The organism is Euzebyella marina (assembly GCF_003687485.1).
GTDB classification, from domain to species: Bacteria; Bacteroidota; Bacteroidia; order Flavobacteriales; family Flavobacteriaceae; genus Euzebyella; species Euzebyella marina.
In genome coordinates this window covers 2,346,451-2,360,831 of the sequence record NZ_CP032050.1, presented here as the reverse complement: position 1 = coordinate 2,360,831, position 14,381 = coordinate 2,346,451, and the positions used below count along the sequence as shown (strand labels likewise).

At 39.8% G+C, this 14,381-nt stretch carries 10 protein-coding genes; 3 read left to right on the top strand and 7 right to left on the bottom strand.

The genetic code is table 11. The features are described from left to right. Both D1013_RS10040 and D1013_RS10035 read left to right on the top strand, forming a co-directional pair. Positions 1 to 3,612 carry an alpha-L-rhamnosidase gene (locus D1013_RS10040; protein WP_121848701.1) on the top strand — a complete coding sequence of 1,204 codons (3,612 nt, stop codon included), beginning with the start codon at positions 1 to 3 and terminating at the stop codon, positions 3,610 to 3,612. 37 nt (positions 3,613 to 3,649) lie between these two features. Then, positions 3,650 to 4,570: a sugar phosphate isomerase/epimerase family protein gene (locus D1013_RS10035; RefSeq protein ID WP_121848700.1), complete on the top strand. Its 921-nt coding sequence runs from the start codon at positions 3,650 to 3,652 to the stop codon at positions 4,568 to 4,570. Between the two features lie 154 nt (positions 4,571 to 4,724). Here D1013_RS10035 and D1013_RS10030 read toward each other — a convergent pair whose 3' ends face one another. The 3 genes from D1013_RS10030 to D1013_RS10020 form a co-directional block, all read right to left on the bottom strand. Next, positions 4,725 to 5,129 carry a response regulator gene (locus D1013_RS10030; protein WP_121848699.1) on the bottom strand — a complete coding sequence of 135 codons (405 nt, stop codon included), beginning with the start codon at positions 5,127 to 5,129 and terminating at the stop codon, positions 4,725 to 4,727. After that, entirely contained in the window at positions 5,130 to 6,272 is a 1,143-nt protein-coding gene (locus D1013_RS10025; protein ID WP_121848698.1) for a sensor histidine kinase, read from the bottom strand. Positions 6,273 to 6,550: 278 nt separating this feature from the next. Then, positions 6,551 to 7,042 carry a hypothetical protein gene (locus tag D1013_RS10020; protein ID WP_121848697.1) on the bottom strand — a complete coding sequence of 164 codons (492 nt, stop codon included), beginning with the start codon at positions 7,040 to 7,042 and terminating at the stop codon, positions 6,551 to 6,553. 390 nt (positions 7,043 to 7,432) lie between these two features. On the opposite strand from D1013_RS10020, the gene D1013_RS10015 reads away from it, so the two are divergent. Continuing rightward, on the top strand, positions 7,433 to 9,193 hold the full coding sequence (locus tag D1013_RS10015) for a SulP family inorganic anion transporter (protein WP_225621476.1): 1,761 nt from the start codon (positions 7,433 to 7,435) through the stop codon (positions 9,191 to 9,193). Positions 9,194 to 9,297: 104 nt separating this feature from the next. On the opposite strand, the gene D1013_RS10010 is transcribed toward D1013_RS10015, so the two are convergent. The 4 genes from D1013_RS10010 to D1013_RS09995 form a co-directional block, all read right to left on the bottom strand. Next, a complete protein-coding gene (locus D1013_RS10010) occupies positions 9,298 to 11,085 on the bottom strand; it encodes a ribonucleoside-diphosphate reductase subunit alpha (RefSeq protein WP_121848695.1) in 1,788 nt (595 codons plus the stop codon). 3 nt (positions 11,086 to 11,088) lie between these two features. Next, positions 11,089 to 12,363, bottom strand: coding sequence for a ribonucleotide-diphosphate reductase subunit beta (locus D1013_RS10005; RefSeq protein ID WP_121848694.1), 1,275 nt, complete (start codon positions 12,361 to 12,363; stop codon positions 11,089 to 11,091). Between the two features lie 382 nt (positions 12,364 to 12,745). After that, positions 12,746 to 13,084, bottom strand: coding sequence for a hypothetical protein (locus D1013_RS10000; protein ID WP_121848693.1), 339 nt, complete (start codon positions 13,082 to 13,084; stop codon positions 12,746 to 12,748). Positions 13,085 to 13,185: 101 nt separating this feature from the next. Continuing rightward, positions 13,186 to 14,313, bottom strand: a complete 1,128-nt coding sequence (locus D1013_RS09995; protein ID WP_121848692.1) for an acyl-CoA dehydrogenase family protein — start codon at positions 14,311 to 14,313, stop codon at positions 13,186 to 13,188. Between the last annotated feature and the right edge of the window lie 68 nt (positions 14,314 to 14,381).

Here is a 14,381-nt window from a genome sequence, read left to right as displayed (position 1 = left end):
ATGAAAATATTTCAACTCAACTTGATTATACTGGCTTTTTTTGCCACAACCATAGTATGGGCCCAATCGAACATTGACCATCTACAAGTAGAATATCAACCTACGCCCTTAGGCATCGACGTACAAACGCCCCATTTTAGTTGGCAAATGGTTACCAAAAACGGCGTAAGGGGTCAAGCTCAATCGGCCTATCGAATATTGGTCATCGATGAAAGAGGCCGTTTTGTTTGGGATTCGGGAAAAGTCGATGACCACCATTCCGTTGGTATAGCATATGAAGGTGAGCAACTTGCCCCTACCACCCGATACGATTATACAGTAACTGTTTGGGACGAAACCGGGGAAACCAGCGCCAATTCATCTTCTTTCGAAACCGGACTAATGAAAACTGATATTTCTGCATGGAATGGCGCCCAGTGGATTGGAGGCGGTGATGATGACCTCGTATTCAATTCCCATTACCTATCCGTTTTCAAATTCGGTTATTCCATAAAGCTAGATCAGAAATCCAAAAGTTCAAAAGCGAGCTTTTTGTTAGGTGGAAACGACCCTCGACTTATGGACAAAAACTTGAACATTCAAGGTGTTGAAAATTCACAAGACCAGTCATACATAGCTTTTGAGCTTGATATTTCAGAATTGAACGGTTCAGAAACCGGTATGGCCCGATTAAACGTTTACCGGGTCGGTTACTCTGCCGAAGATTCTAAAACAGAGCCTTTCCGCTCCTTTGAAATTTCAAGAGACCTTATCAACGACAGTAATAAATATGAACTTCACACCGTCAATGCCGAGTGCGTTTTTGGCTTTTTTCAGGTATGGCTAGATGGCACTGAAGAAAAGAACAAAGTTTCTACAAATGATGATCAATTTCCGCCCCCAAGGGGTAAAGTTGGTTTTAACCTGAATCCCGTCGGTCGTGGTAATGATTACATCAGTTTTCCGATGGTGGGCGATATAGGTTTCTCCGTTGACAAAGACCAAAGTGCTATTTTCAGTAACGTTCAGATAAGAAATTACAGAAGTCCATCTAATCTACTTTTTCAAGAAAATCTTGATTCCGTTCAAAAGGAAAGTATTTTCTACAGTAAAGCGGACAAGGCTTTTAGCATAACACCAAATGGTTACGAAATCAGCGGAAAGAAGGGGTCGATGCTCGTATTGGAAAACCCTAGTAAACATGGGACTCCCATGCTACGCAGCACATTTAGCAGCGAGAACAAATCCATTGCAAAAGCACGGCTGTATGTAACGTCTAGGGGTATTTATGAAATTTACCTCAATGGCAATCGTGTTGGCGACGACTACTTTAACCCGGGTCTCACTCAATATAACAAAAGCCATATGTACCAAACATACGATGTAACTGATATGGTCAGAAATGGCGAAGCCAATGCGCTGGGAGCTTGGTTGAGCGAAGGCTGGTGGAGCGGTAATATCACCTATACCGGCGAAAACTGGAATTACTTTGGAGACAGGCCTTCTTTACTTGCCCAAATGATTATAACCTACTCCGATGGGTCAGAACAAAATATCGTTTCAAACGATACGGATTGGAAGCTGTACACCTCTGGGCCCATCACCTATGGAAGTTTTTTTCAGGGCGAGGTTTACGATGCCCGTCTAGAAGATAACATTAAGGGTTGGAGCACTACCAATTTCGATGACAGTAATTGGAAAAAGGCAGTTCAAGTTCCATTAACGGGTACTACTTTTCAGGATAATGATTTGAATTATGATTCTCTTAAACTTATGGGGCAAATTGGCCGAAATGCCAAGGTCGTTAAAACTTTAAAAGCACAAAGCGTCGAAGAAGTAAGACCGGGTGTTTTTGTGTACGATATGGGTCAAAACATGGTCGGTGTACCAAAAATAGAACTGCCCAGTGGCTCCAAGGGCGATACTATTACCCTACGTTATTCCGAAGTCACTTATCCAGACCTTGAGGAATATGGAAGTAATGTGGGTATGGTAATGCTAGAGAACATTCGTGCCGCACTGGCACAAGACATTTACATAAGAAAAGGAGGTAATGAAACAATTGCACCGCGCTTCACTTTTCACGGCTATCGCTTTTTGGAAATCTCGGGTATAAATGAACCCCTACCACTTGAAAAGGTCACTGGTCAAGTAATTAGTTCAATTGATGAGCTAGCCTCAAACTATCAGACCTCAAACGAATTGGTCAATAAACTCTGGGAAAATATTACTTGGTCCCTTCGTGGTAATTTCCTGTCGATACCGACCGATACACCGGCTCGAAACGAACGAATGGGATGGAGTGGCGACATCAATGTTTTTTCTAAGGCAGCGACCTATTTCACCCAGGCAGAACCATTTCTTCGAAGACATCTATTGGCGATGAGAGATATTCAAACTGAAGAAGGCCGCTTCACCGATGTAGCACCCGTTGGTGGAGGCTTTGGTGGTACGCTATGGGGCAGTGCCGGTATCATCATCCCTTGGGAAATGTACTTACAGTATGGCGATTTAGAGGTGCTTCAAGAACATTATGGCGCCATGAAAAAATATATGGAGTTTCTCAATTCTAAAATCGATACGGAGAGCGGAATTTTAAACGAAGGGCCATTGGGCGATTGGTTGAGCCCCGAGGGATACAAAAATGACGATACTTTTTTTTGGGCATCGTATCACCTTTATAATCTGGAAATACTATCCAACGTAGCAGAATTATTGGGCAACGATAGTGATGCGGAAAGTTTTAAGAAACGATATGATGAGCGCAAATCGTTTTTAAACGCTACATACCTAGATTCACAAACCGGAAAAACATTGCATTTGGGCCACCAAAGCCTTCGCTTTGGTCCTCCCCTGCCTGCTGATATGCAAAAAGAAAAAGGTGATTTTGTCGATACCCAGGCTTCCTATGCCATTCCCTTGAATTTGGGTGTTTTGAATGAAGAGAACCATCAAAAAGGTATTGAACATTTGGTGGCTACCATCAATCGTGAAAATACCGATGATTTGGGTCAAATACGCCCCGAATATAGTTTGATGACCGGTTTTATCGGCACGGCATCTTTGAACCATGCCTTGTCAAAAAATGGTAGGCACGAGACCGCTTATAAACTATTGCAGCAAACCACCTACCCCTCTTGGCTCTACTCTGTAGAGAATGGTGCGACCACCATATGGGAGCGCCTTAACTCTTATACCGTTGAAAATGGTTTTGGCGGAAATAATAGCATGAATTCATTCAATCACTATTCATTCGGCGCAGTTGCCGCATGGATGTACAATTATTCCCTAGGTATTCAAAGTGACCCAAAAGAGCCCGGATTCAAGCATATTATACTTCAACCTACCCCCGACCCTACCAAACAAATGAAATGGGCGAAAGGCCATTATGATTCTATGTACGGTAAAATTGAGAGTGAGTGGCGATGGGCAGAAAACGGATGGGATTATAAGGTGACAATCCCCGCTAATACCACTGCCACTTTGTTCATTTCAACAGACAACATCAAGAATATTAGTGAGAGCGAAAAGAAGGTGGGCAAGCTAAAAGAAATAAAAATTCTAGCTGAAGAAGAAGAGGCAATTAAGCTTCAATTAGTATCAGGAAAATATCAATTTCATATCAAAAATTAACTTATTTATTAATTCAAACATTTAAAACTCAATAACAATGAAAACCAGTTTAGTAAAATACATGTTGGCACTATTTATCGGTGTTAGTATCATTTCTTGCAAGGAAAACGCCAAGAAGGCCGAAGAACAGGTGGATGCCGAACCGGAAACGGAGGTTTCGAACGAAGATTATGGTGGTTTGGCACTTTACACGGTAAGAGAAGATATGGGCAAGAATGCCAAATCTACCCTTCAATCGGTGGCAGATGCAGGTTATGCCTATATTGAAGCCGCAGGATATGAAGAAGGTAAATTCTATGGAATGAGCCCGGAAGAATTCAAGAATTATCTAGCGGAGCTTTCGTTGACTCCTGTAAGCACTCACCAAGGTGCGGTTACCCTTGAGAATGCCGAACAGATGATGAAAGATGTGAAGGATGCGGGTTTTGAATATTTTGTTATTCCGGTTCCTCCGATGGGTATGTTCAAATTTGACCCTGAGACCAGAACATTGGGAATGACAGGATCACCACAAGACTTGGCCGATATTATCAACGAACTGGGAAAAAAGGCAGACGAAGCAGGTCTCCAGTTACTGTATCATAACCATGATTTTGAGTTTATGAAAGATGCGAACGGTATAGTACCGATTGACTATCTTTTGGAAAACTGCGACCCAAAATATGTGAACTTTCAAATGGACCTTTATTGGGTGACCAAGGCAGGTGCCGACCCATTGGCCTATTTTGAAAAGTATCCGGGTCGTTTTAAGATTTGGCACGTAAAAGATATGGATGATCAAGGTAGGTTTGCACCCGTAGGTGAAGGTCAAATTGATTTCAAAAAAATATGGGACAAGAGAGATCAATCGGGCATGAAATTCTATATGGTCGAACAAGACATGACTTTTGATGGAATGGAAGCCTTAGACGCTATCGAAATCAGTCACGAAGGTTTAAAGAAATTCGGCTTTGAGTAACCAACATTTCTTGGAAAGTTGAAGTCGTACTTCATCATAATAACAAAAAGGCCCATTTTTTAAATGGGCCTTTTCTACTTAATCTCAAAAACTCACTATGATAACCTAAATCTTAATTTCATTTATGTATTAAATCTTGGTGCTTTTAATTTGTTTAAGCAACTCGGTTTAAGGATATTTTTAAGAGGATATCCTCTATTTTTGGATAGCTCAATGGCTTTTCCAAAAAATCGACTACCGAGGTAAACTCATTTGATTTTTCTCGATCACAAGGGCGTAAAGAAGATGTAACGATTACCACCTTCGAATCGGGGCACATATTATTGGCTTCTTTCTCCGCCAGAAATTCAAACCCATCCATTATAGGCATATTAATATCGAGAAATATGATATCTGGGCATGTATTGTTCTCTATATAGGTTAGGGCATCAAGACCATTTTCGACACAACTTACATTTTCAATACCTAAGTGGTTTAGTTTGTGAGTAGCCAAATAATTGGCAACCGAATCGTCTTCAACTAAAAGGATGCTAAACTCTTTGATAATCTGTGGTTTCATTTATAGGTATATTTTAAACTCTGTTCCTTTATTTACTTCACTTTGAACCTCAACGTGTCCGCCCCTAGATTGGGCAATAGACTTCACGATATATAAGCCTACGCCTTGACCTTCAACATGGGTATGCATTCTTTTGAAAAGACTAAAAACCTTTTCTTCGCCCAACTTATTATTGAAGCCGATACCGTTATCCTTGATTTCGAGAAGTATTTTTTCTCCCTCTTTTCTGGTGGTAATATGAATTAAGGGTGACCGCTCTGGGTGCATATATTTGATGGCATTCACAACCATGTTCTGCAAAATGCTATGCAATTGTAGGTTGTCAATAAAAATGGTGGGGCAGGCGCTAAAATCGGAAATGATCAAGGCTTCGGTTCGAGAGATTTCTTCTGAAATTTCGTGTCTGATATCCTCTAACACTTCGTTAAAAACCAATAATTGAGGGTTTTTCCCGAGATTCGATTTTAATGATATCACATTGTTAAGAGCATTAATTCTATTAATCATAATTTCGGAGACCTCTTCTAACTTCTGAAAAATAGGGTGCTCGGCCAAGTTCATTGATTCATCTTCGCGAAGAATATCCAAAAGGGTGGCTACATTAGTTAAAGGTGCCTTTAAATCATGGGCCGAGACATATGAAAACTCCTCCAGTTCTTCATTTCTGGTCGATAGACTTTGGTTCAACTCTTGCAAGTTTGCCTTAGTAACTTCTAACTCGTTAATGGCATTGACCAACTTGGTAGTATCTTGAGCGGCGATACCCAGGCCTTCTTCTATTTTAAATACTTTAAGTGTAATCATGTAGACCTCACCATCTACCTCAAGTTTCAAGTGGTCAACATTAATGCCCCTGCCAGTTCTTATGACCTCTTTATAAGCATTGATTCTGCCGCTATTTTTAGACTCAGGAAATATGTCGGTCAAATTCTTACCAATAACATCTTCCCTTTCCTTTGAAGTCAATAACAAGGCAACTTGATTGACGTCAACAAAATCTAAGTTCTCATCTAAAATGATGAATGGTGAATGCGCATTATCGAAGAAAGTTCCTCGGTGGCAAACTTGATCGGTTTCTGGTCGCTTTACAGGCCTGTAACCAAGTTCAGGTCTAATAAAACTAATAATTTCTGAGGGTACCATTTTATTCGGGTTTTGAGATTAATTTGCTGCTAATTTATTGTCGCACTTATATAACCCGCTCTGCCTGTAGATGGAAGAACTTTTTCGTTCGGTGAATGGAAAATGCAAGTCGTCGAATTGTCATTTCCAACCAGTCAAAAATAGGCTAACCCTCTGCATTTCAACTATTAAAACAACACTTCAACGACTTTGATTTATTGCATTAAAAAACCCCTTGGGTTGAGACCAAGGGGTTTTAATAGTTTATGTGTTTATTTAAGTTCTACCGCAATAAGTAATTACTGGTTTCCTCTCCACTTTTCATAGGCAGAAAACTGATCGGCCGAAAGAATACTTTCTAATTGACGGTCTCTTTCATCATCTACCGTACCCAACATTTCACCATTGGCAGAACTTCTTTGCTTTTCTTCAAAATCATCCATCGCAGCTTCAAAGGTCGTGATTTGGTCATCGGTCATATTGATGGCCTCATACATATTGGAACTATCTAGGCTACCCATGGTGGTCGTAGTATTTGCCCCTGTATTGATATTTGCGTTTCCACCAGTAGAACCATTTGCTCCTTGAATTGAATTGGCACTTATCTCTGCATTTTCGTTTGAAGACATCTCATCGTCGGTCTCATCATTTGAATTCATGGCAGTCTCACTACTTTCTACTTGTGCCGTGTTTTCAGGGTTTAAAGTGGTCTCTGCATTTATTTTAGAAGAGCCACAGGCCGACATAATGACCAATGCCCCCATTGCCGTTAAAATTGTATACTTTTTCATTTGATTCGTTTTTAAAGGTTACTATGTTTTGACAGTGCAATTTACCTTACAACAGTTCTTTGGTGTATCGCAAACAAAAATATATTTGACCTTTTAAGAAAAGCCTTTTTGACTGGCTTTGATGTTGGTCAAGTGCTAAATGAGCAATAAGTGGTAATCGCTTCACGATTTTAATATAAAGCTTACGATATAAGCTCACTGTTTATATGACTTCAACCCATGCTAATATTGAAACTATGAAATGCCAGGGCCTAATTTTACCTTTCAAAAGGGCTGGGACGATTAACGTTATTTCGTAGGAATTACTACCTAAATTGTAGCTAATCCGCTTAAAATGAATTAGAACTTCCCTGAATATATGTACTCTGTAACCTAGGTTACTCTGCAACTATGGCTATTGAAATACTTTTGACACAGGATAACTTTCTACCTATGTTCAAAAAGAGAATTCCTATTCTGGCTTGGTTACCCAATTATAAAAAAGAATGGCTTAGCGGGGATATCTCTGCGGGTATCACTGTTGGCGTAATGTTAATACCACAGGGGATGGCCTATGCCATGATTGCCGGCCTACCTCCTGTTTTCGGTTTGTACGCATCATTGATACCCCAGATAGTATATGCCTTCTTGGGTACTTCAAGACAGCTTGCCGTTGGCCCGGTGGCTATGGATTCTCTTCTGGTGGCCTCTGGCCTAGGCGCATTGGCCATCTCCGGCATTGATGAATACATTTCAATGGCTATCTTTTTAGCTCTTTTTATGGGTATCATACAATTCACCTTAGGCTTGCTGAAAATGGGCTTTCTGGTCAATTTTCTATCCAAACCTGTCATTAGTGGATTTACTTCAGCCGCCGCTATCATTATAGGCTTTAGCCAAGTAAAGCACCTATTGGGTTCAAATTCCATAATTATTGAAAATCAAGGACTTTTTGACAAAATCGGTATTACACTACAATCAATCAGCATGGCCACGCTATTGTTTGGCGTCAGTGCCATTATTTTCCTGAAAACGCTCAAGCTCATACATGAAAAAATACCTGCGGCCCTGATTGTCGTATTTTTAGGAATTTTTCTTTCTTACCTATTTGACTTGCAATCATACGGGGTGACAGTTGCTGGCATCATTCCACAAGGGCTACCCTCTTTCAAAATTCCCGAAGTAGATTTTACCAGAATTTCAGAGCTCTTATCCATTGCCCTTACTCTAGCTTTGGTCGCATTTATGGAGGCCATTTCCGTTTCAAAAGCCGTCGAAGCAAAGCATGGGGACTATGAGGTAGATGCAAATCAAGAATTAATCGCGCTCGGCACGGCAAATATGATCGGTTCCTTCTTTCAATCATATCCGACCACAGGCGGTTTGTCTCGAACTGCCGTAAATGATCAAGCTGGTGCTAGGTCAGGTATAGCTGCTTTTATCAGCGCTCTCATAGTGGGGCTTACCCTCCTATTTCTTACTCCCCTTTTCTACTATCTGCCCAATACCATTTTGGCCGCTATTATTATGGTGGCTGTAATGGGGCTCATTGATTTAGACTACCCCATTGCCCTATATCGAAACAGAAAGGATGAATTTTTGTTGCTTGCCGCAACTTTCACATTAACACTTATTATAGGTATCAAAGAAGGCATTCTTTTGGGAATGCTCTTCTCGTTACTGCTATTAGTCTACAGAACCAGTAAACCTCATTTAGCCATTTTAGGAAGAATTAAGGGAACCGACTATTTTAAGAACATTGACAGGTTTGCAGATGATGTCGAAAGAAATGAGAAAGTCATCATCGTACGTTTTGACTCACAATTATATTTCGGAAATAAAGACTACTTCAAAAGGGAGCTTTTAAGGATTATCGAAAGGAGTACTGCTATGCCCGAAGCTATAATTATAAAAGCAGAACCCATCAATTATATAGATAGTAGTGCCATGTTCATGCTTGAAAGTTTGATTGAAGAATTAAAACATAAAGGAATCAAGGTTTTATTCTCTAATGTCATTGGGCCTACAAGAGATATTATTCAAAAAACTGGATTATTAGAAAATATTGGCAAGCAACACTTCTTTGTAAATACTATAGACGCCTATAATTATGTACTCAACCAAAGCCCCAGTAACGAGATACAGCGTAAAATATCCTTACAAGCATTATAATCTTAAAGGCCAATAAGAGGTTTTTTATTTCTTTGGAAAGGATGAAGATTCATAAAAAAAGCCCTTGATATTTCAGGGGCTTTCTTTTACTATCTGGCGAAAAACTAAGCTTCGCAACTAGTACATTCCTTCTTCTGTCTGAACTTTTGGGCTGCATTCATACTGTGCTGATAATACATTGATTTAAGCCCCAGCTTCCATGCTGTAACGTGAATCTTATTGATTTGCTTAACTGGCATTTCCGGATGTACAATAATATTTAAAGACTGCCCTTGGTCGATATGATGCTGACGAGCCGCCGCTTGGTATACAATATCCAACTGATCCAATTCCGAATAGGTCTTGAAAACAGCCTTTTCTTCATCGGTTAAAAATTCTAGATGCTGTACAGAACCATCGTGGTCGCGAATATCCTTCCAAACCTCGGCCACGTTCATTCCCTTTTCTTCTAGAAGTTCCATCAGGTAAGGATTCTTAATCGTAGTCTTGATTTTGGCAATATCCTTTACATAACAGTTCGACCAAATAGGTTCAATACCCTGAGACACCTGACCTAGAATAAATGCCGAAGAAGTGGTCGGGGCGATTGCGTTCAAAGTAGCATTACGTCTGCCATATCCCTTCAAAACATCCGGTTCACCAAACTTGACCGCCAACTCAGAAGATGCTTTATAAGAACGCTCTTTGATTTCCCTAAAAATCTCGTTGTTAAGATTATAAGCTTCTTGACTGTCAAAAGCCAATCTTTTCGATTGTAGCAGCGAATGCCAACCAAGGGCACCCAAACCTAAAGCCCTGTTTTGCTTGGCAAAATTGTAAGCTCTTTCCATAAACAAAAAGGTCTGTCTATCCTCCCTGTTCGAAGAGTCTCTATAGGCCTCTAATTTTTCTATAAACTCGGTAATGGTAGCATCTAAAAAGTAAACCATCGTTTCAACCGCATCGGTATCCTTCCACTTGTCGTAGTGCAGTAGATTGATACTCGAAAGCACGCATACAAACGACCAATTATCATTTGAAGGTAGCATGATTTCAGTACATAGGTTGCTAGCGTGTATTTTATAGTTGTTTTCTTGATACACCTCTGCAGCGCCGTTATTGGCATTATCGGTAAAGAATACATAAGGGTATCCCATTTCACCTCGTCGTTGTAACACCTTTGCCCAAACGGTACGTTTTTCAACATCGCCATCTATCATTTCTTGCATCCACTCATTAGTGACAGTTACACCATGGGTAAGTTGTTGAATTGGGTTACCTTCTGTACCTATTTCTAAAAACTCAAGAATGTCTTTATGCTCGATAGGCAAATAAGGTGAAAACCTACCTCGTCTTACCGAACCTTGACTGACCACGTCGACCATTGATTCGAACAATTGCATAATATGAACAGCGCCTGAGGCTTGACCATTATTTTTAACGGGAGCCCCTCTGTGCCTGATGTTACCAAAATAACCGGAGGTACCGCCTCCTAATTTAGACATCATACCGACCTCAGATTGTGTATAAAGTATATTGCCCATATCATCATCGATGTGTGAACCGAAGCAACTGATTGGCAACCCACGTTTTTTACCAAAGTTCGACCAAACGGGTGAAGCCAAAGAGAAAAAGCCTTCTGACATATAATGGTAAAACTTGTCAGCATAACCAGGTATCTGAAGTATTTCTTCCGCTCTCTCGGCAATTTCACGAATACGACCTTCTGGGGTTACCCCATCGGTCAAATATCCAGAAGCCAAAAATTTGCGGCTATTTTCGTTGAGCCATGCAAAATTGCCTTCTGCTGAATTAGATTTTAATTCGGCCAAGGCATTCTTTCGCGCGTTGACCAAATCGATTGTTTTGTTTTCTTGCTCGGTGCTTGATAATGTCTGTGTCTTGTTATCCATTTTTTAAAATAGGTCGTCGCTGGTTATACTTTGAGTTCTTTTGCTATAGTTGATGGAACGCTTCACGAAGAAATCGCCATGTTTAGTACCGATAATCTCATCATCGAACCATTCTGTTTGAGCCAACAGTTTTTGGTCGATATCGAATATTTTACCGATACCGATACTTTCAAGTGAGTTGTTAAAGCGGTTCTTTATAAATTCATTGATAACGTTCTTTGGCAAGAAGTCAAGCTCACCTGCTTCAAAAATCCAATTGACAACCCTACTTTCCGCCAAGAATGCTTCTTCACAAACCTCTTGAATCATGTTCGAATAGTCTTGATCGAACCACTCAGGATTTTCACTCTTGATGATGTTGATCAAATCGATACCAAAATCACCATGAATCTGCTCTTCTTTTGAAGTTGCCTCTACCACATTAGAGATACCTTTCAATACGTTCTTATGTTTATTGAACGCCATGATGATTAAAAACTGAGAGAAAAGGGAAACATGCTCTATAAAGAGAGAGAACAACAAAATAGATTCGGCGTACTCTTTTTTATCTTCACTTTTGGCGTTTTTGAGGGCAGTTTCTAAATAATGTACCCGTTTCATGATTACGGGCTTTTTCTTTAAATCTTCAAACTCGCTGTTAAGACCTAAAATCTCCAACAGATGCGAATATGCATCATGGTGCCTTACCTCACTTTCGGCAAAAGTAGCCCCCACAGAACCGATTTCAGGTTTGGGCAAACGCTGATAGATATCACCCCAAAATGTCTTGACCGCTACCTCGATTTGAGAGATGGCCAACATCGTATTCTTGATCGCGTTTCGTTCTATTTCGTTCAGCCCTGATTTAAAATCCTGTATATCGCTGGTGAAATTGAACTCGGTATGAATCCAATAAGAATGTCTGATGGCTGCCACATATTCGTACAATTGTGGATACTCATAGGGTTTCAAATTGACCCTCTTCTCAAAAACATCCGTTTTGCGAACTTGTGCCCTTTTATTTCGGTAAATGATGTAAGCTTTCGCAACGTCATGAAACTCACTTTCCATGAGTTTGTTTTCGACGACATCTTGCACCTCTTCTACGGTCGGAAGATAGTTTTCATCTTTCGTTTTTCGCTCTAAAAGCGTACCGTAAACACGTTGCGCAATGGCTTCGGCGTCGTTTACATGGCCATGATCCACAGCGGTCATCGCCTTCGCTACAGCATTCGTAATCTTGTGTAATTCAAATAGTTGAGACGTAAAATCTCTCTTAATTATACGTTCAATTTTCATGAGGAAATTTGTTTGGAAGAATTCTAAATAGCTCGTAGTGTAAAATTCATATTTTATTTACTTTGATTTAAAGTTGACCGATTCAGTTTTTCAACATTGTTATCAACAGGCCACTTTTGAGCAGAAATTTTCGCTTCCAACAAAAGGTTTAAAGGGCAATTTTCATAGTATTAGAGGGACTTTTATAATGAAGATAAAATCAACGAAATTGTGCCAAATGATAATCCTAAATCTTAAAATTTTGGAGAGATGTAATAAAAAATAGAAGGGAAAAGAGCCTTCGAACGGCTTAGAAGAAAATAAAATTCGTGTAGAATTATTGAATCTTACTCTCGAGAGATTATAGTCTTTTTCGCAAGGCGTAATTTTGAAACAAAGGGGGCTATTTTTCTAAGTACCCTAATGATTCAAGTTCTTCTTTTAATTTATGGTAGGTATCGATTTTTCCCTTTAGAACTTCTTCTTGAGATTGTTTGTTTGACTTTTTAGGAACTGAGATTTCATCAAAATCTGCGAATTCAATTGAAAGTTCATCTCCTTCCTCTAAACCAACACCGGGCCATTCGCAGAACTCTTGAGCAGAGGTATCATAACCATTCATAATCAAATTGACCTCGTCATTTTCTTGGTTATTAGAATGTCTAAGAACTATTAGTAAGCTACCTTTTTCAATTGCGGCGACTATGGTTTTCTGCTTCCATTTGACTTCAAACCCCTTCATGAGCTATTCTTTTTTTCAATAATAACTCTTTTTTAAAGAATTAAGTAAAAGCATACCCATAAAAAACTATTGCAATAAAAAATTGATTATCAGTTAGTAAACTATTCGTTCTTCAATAATCGCTTTCCGGTAAATTCATATTGTTGCCATGTGGGCAAGGGGTGAAATTCAGAGGCCTGAACATCCCTAAACAATCTTTCCAACTCATTTGTTTTAAAGAAACTTTGTCCGCCGACAATTTCCATGGCCATAGAAACGACCTCTTTCGTTTCCTTCGATATGTTGGTTTTGAAAGAGAGCGCTTGAACCGTAGTTTGTTCGCTAGGCTTAAAATCTAAATCGTTGGCTAAGGCAATAAGTGCCTTCCATTGCGTTTTGGCGCTCAGCAAAGCATTGTTCATTTTGCCAATCATAGCAAGCAGTGTCTCTTTCCCCTTTCCTTTATTTTTTGTGAAGCTAAGTGCCAATCGCATTGCTTTTTCGGCAATACCCACATACGTTGACATGATCAGCGGCAATGCAACGGTAAGAACCACATCCCAAATCATATGAAATTCATCTTTGGGGCGGGCCAAACTGATTGACGATTCCGGTATAAAAACGTCGTTAAATTCAATTGTATGAGAACCTGATGCCCTCATACCCATCACATTCCAATTCTCGATAATATGAATGCCTTCGTTTTTCATTGGAACGGAAAAATGAAGTACATCCCACAATTTATCCGCCTTTTTAAATTGGGCGCTGGTCACAATCACATTACCAGCTACCGACTGACTGGCAAAATGTTTTTTACCATTAAATAAATAACCTCCTTCTGTCTTGGTCAAAATTCCGCTAGAACCTAGCCAATCTCCCGCTCCGGTACTTATTAGAATCAATTCGTTGTTCGCTACTTTGCTCAACATTTCGGCACCCAAACCTTTGTGCTTGAATTTCCATTGGGCAGCAGCAATTAAATGTTGGTGCATAGAAAAGGCCAAGGCCGTTGAACCGCATGACTGGGCAATTTTATTGATCATTTGGCACATGGCCGAGTGAGATACTCCACCACCGCCCAAATCTTCAGGTATGCAGGCAGAGAAAAATCGATGCTTTTTTAAATCATCATAATTCTCATGAACAAAAGAGCCCTCTTGATCGAACAATTTACTTCTTTCTTCAAAGGCAGATTGTAATTCTGTTAAAACCCTAGAATCAAATTTTCTGTCAATTGCCATATTTTCCATATCACTTTGGTTTTTAGTTGAATGCCCTACGAATTTAAGGGTTGAATTTTTACCAAACTTTGCCCAAA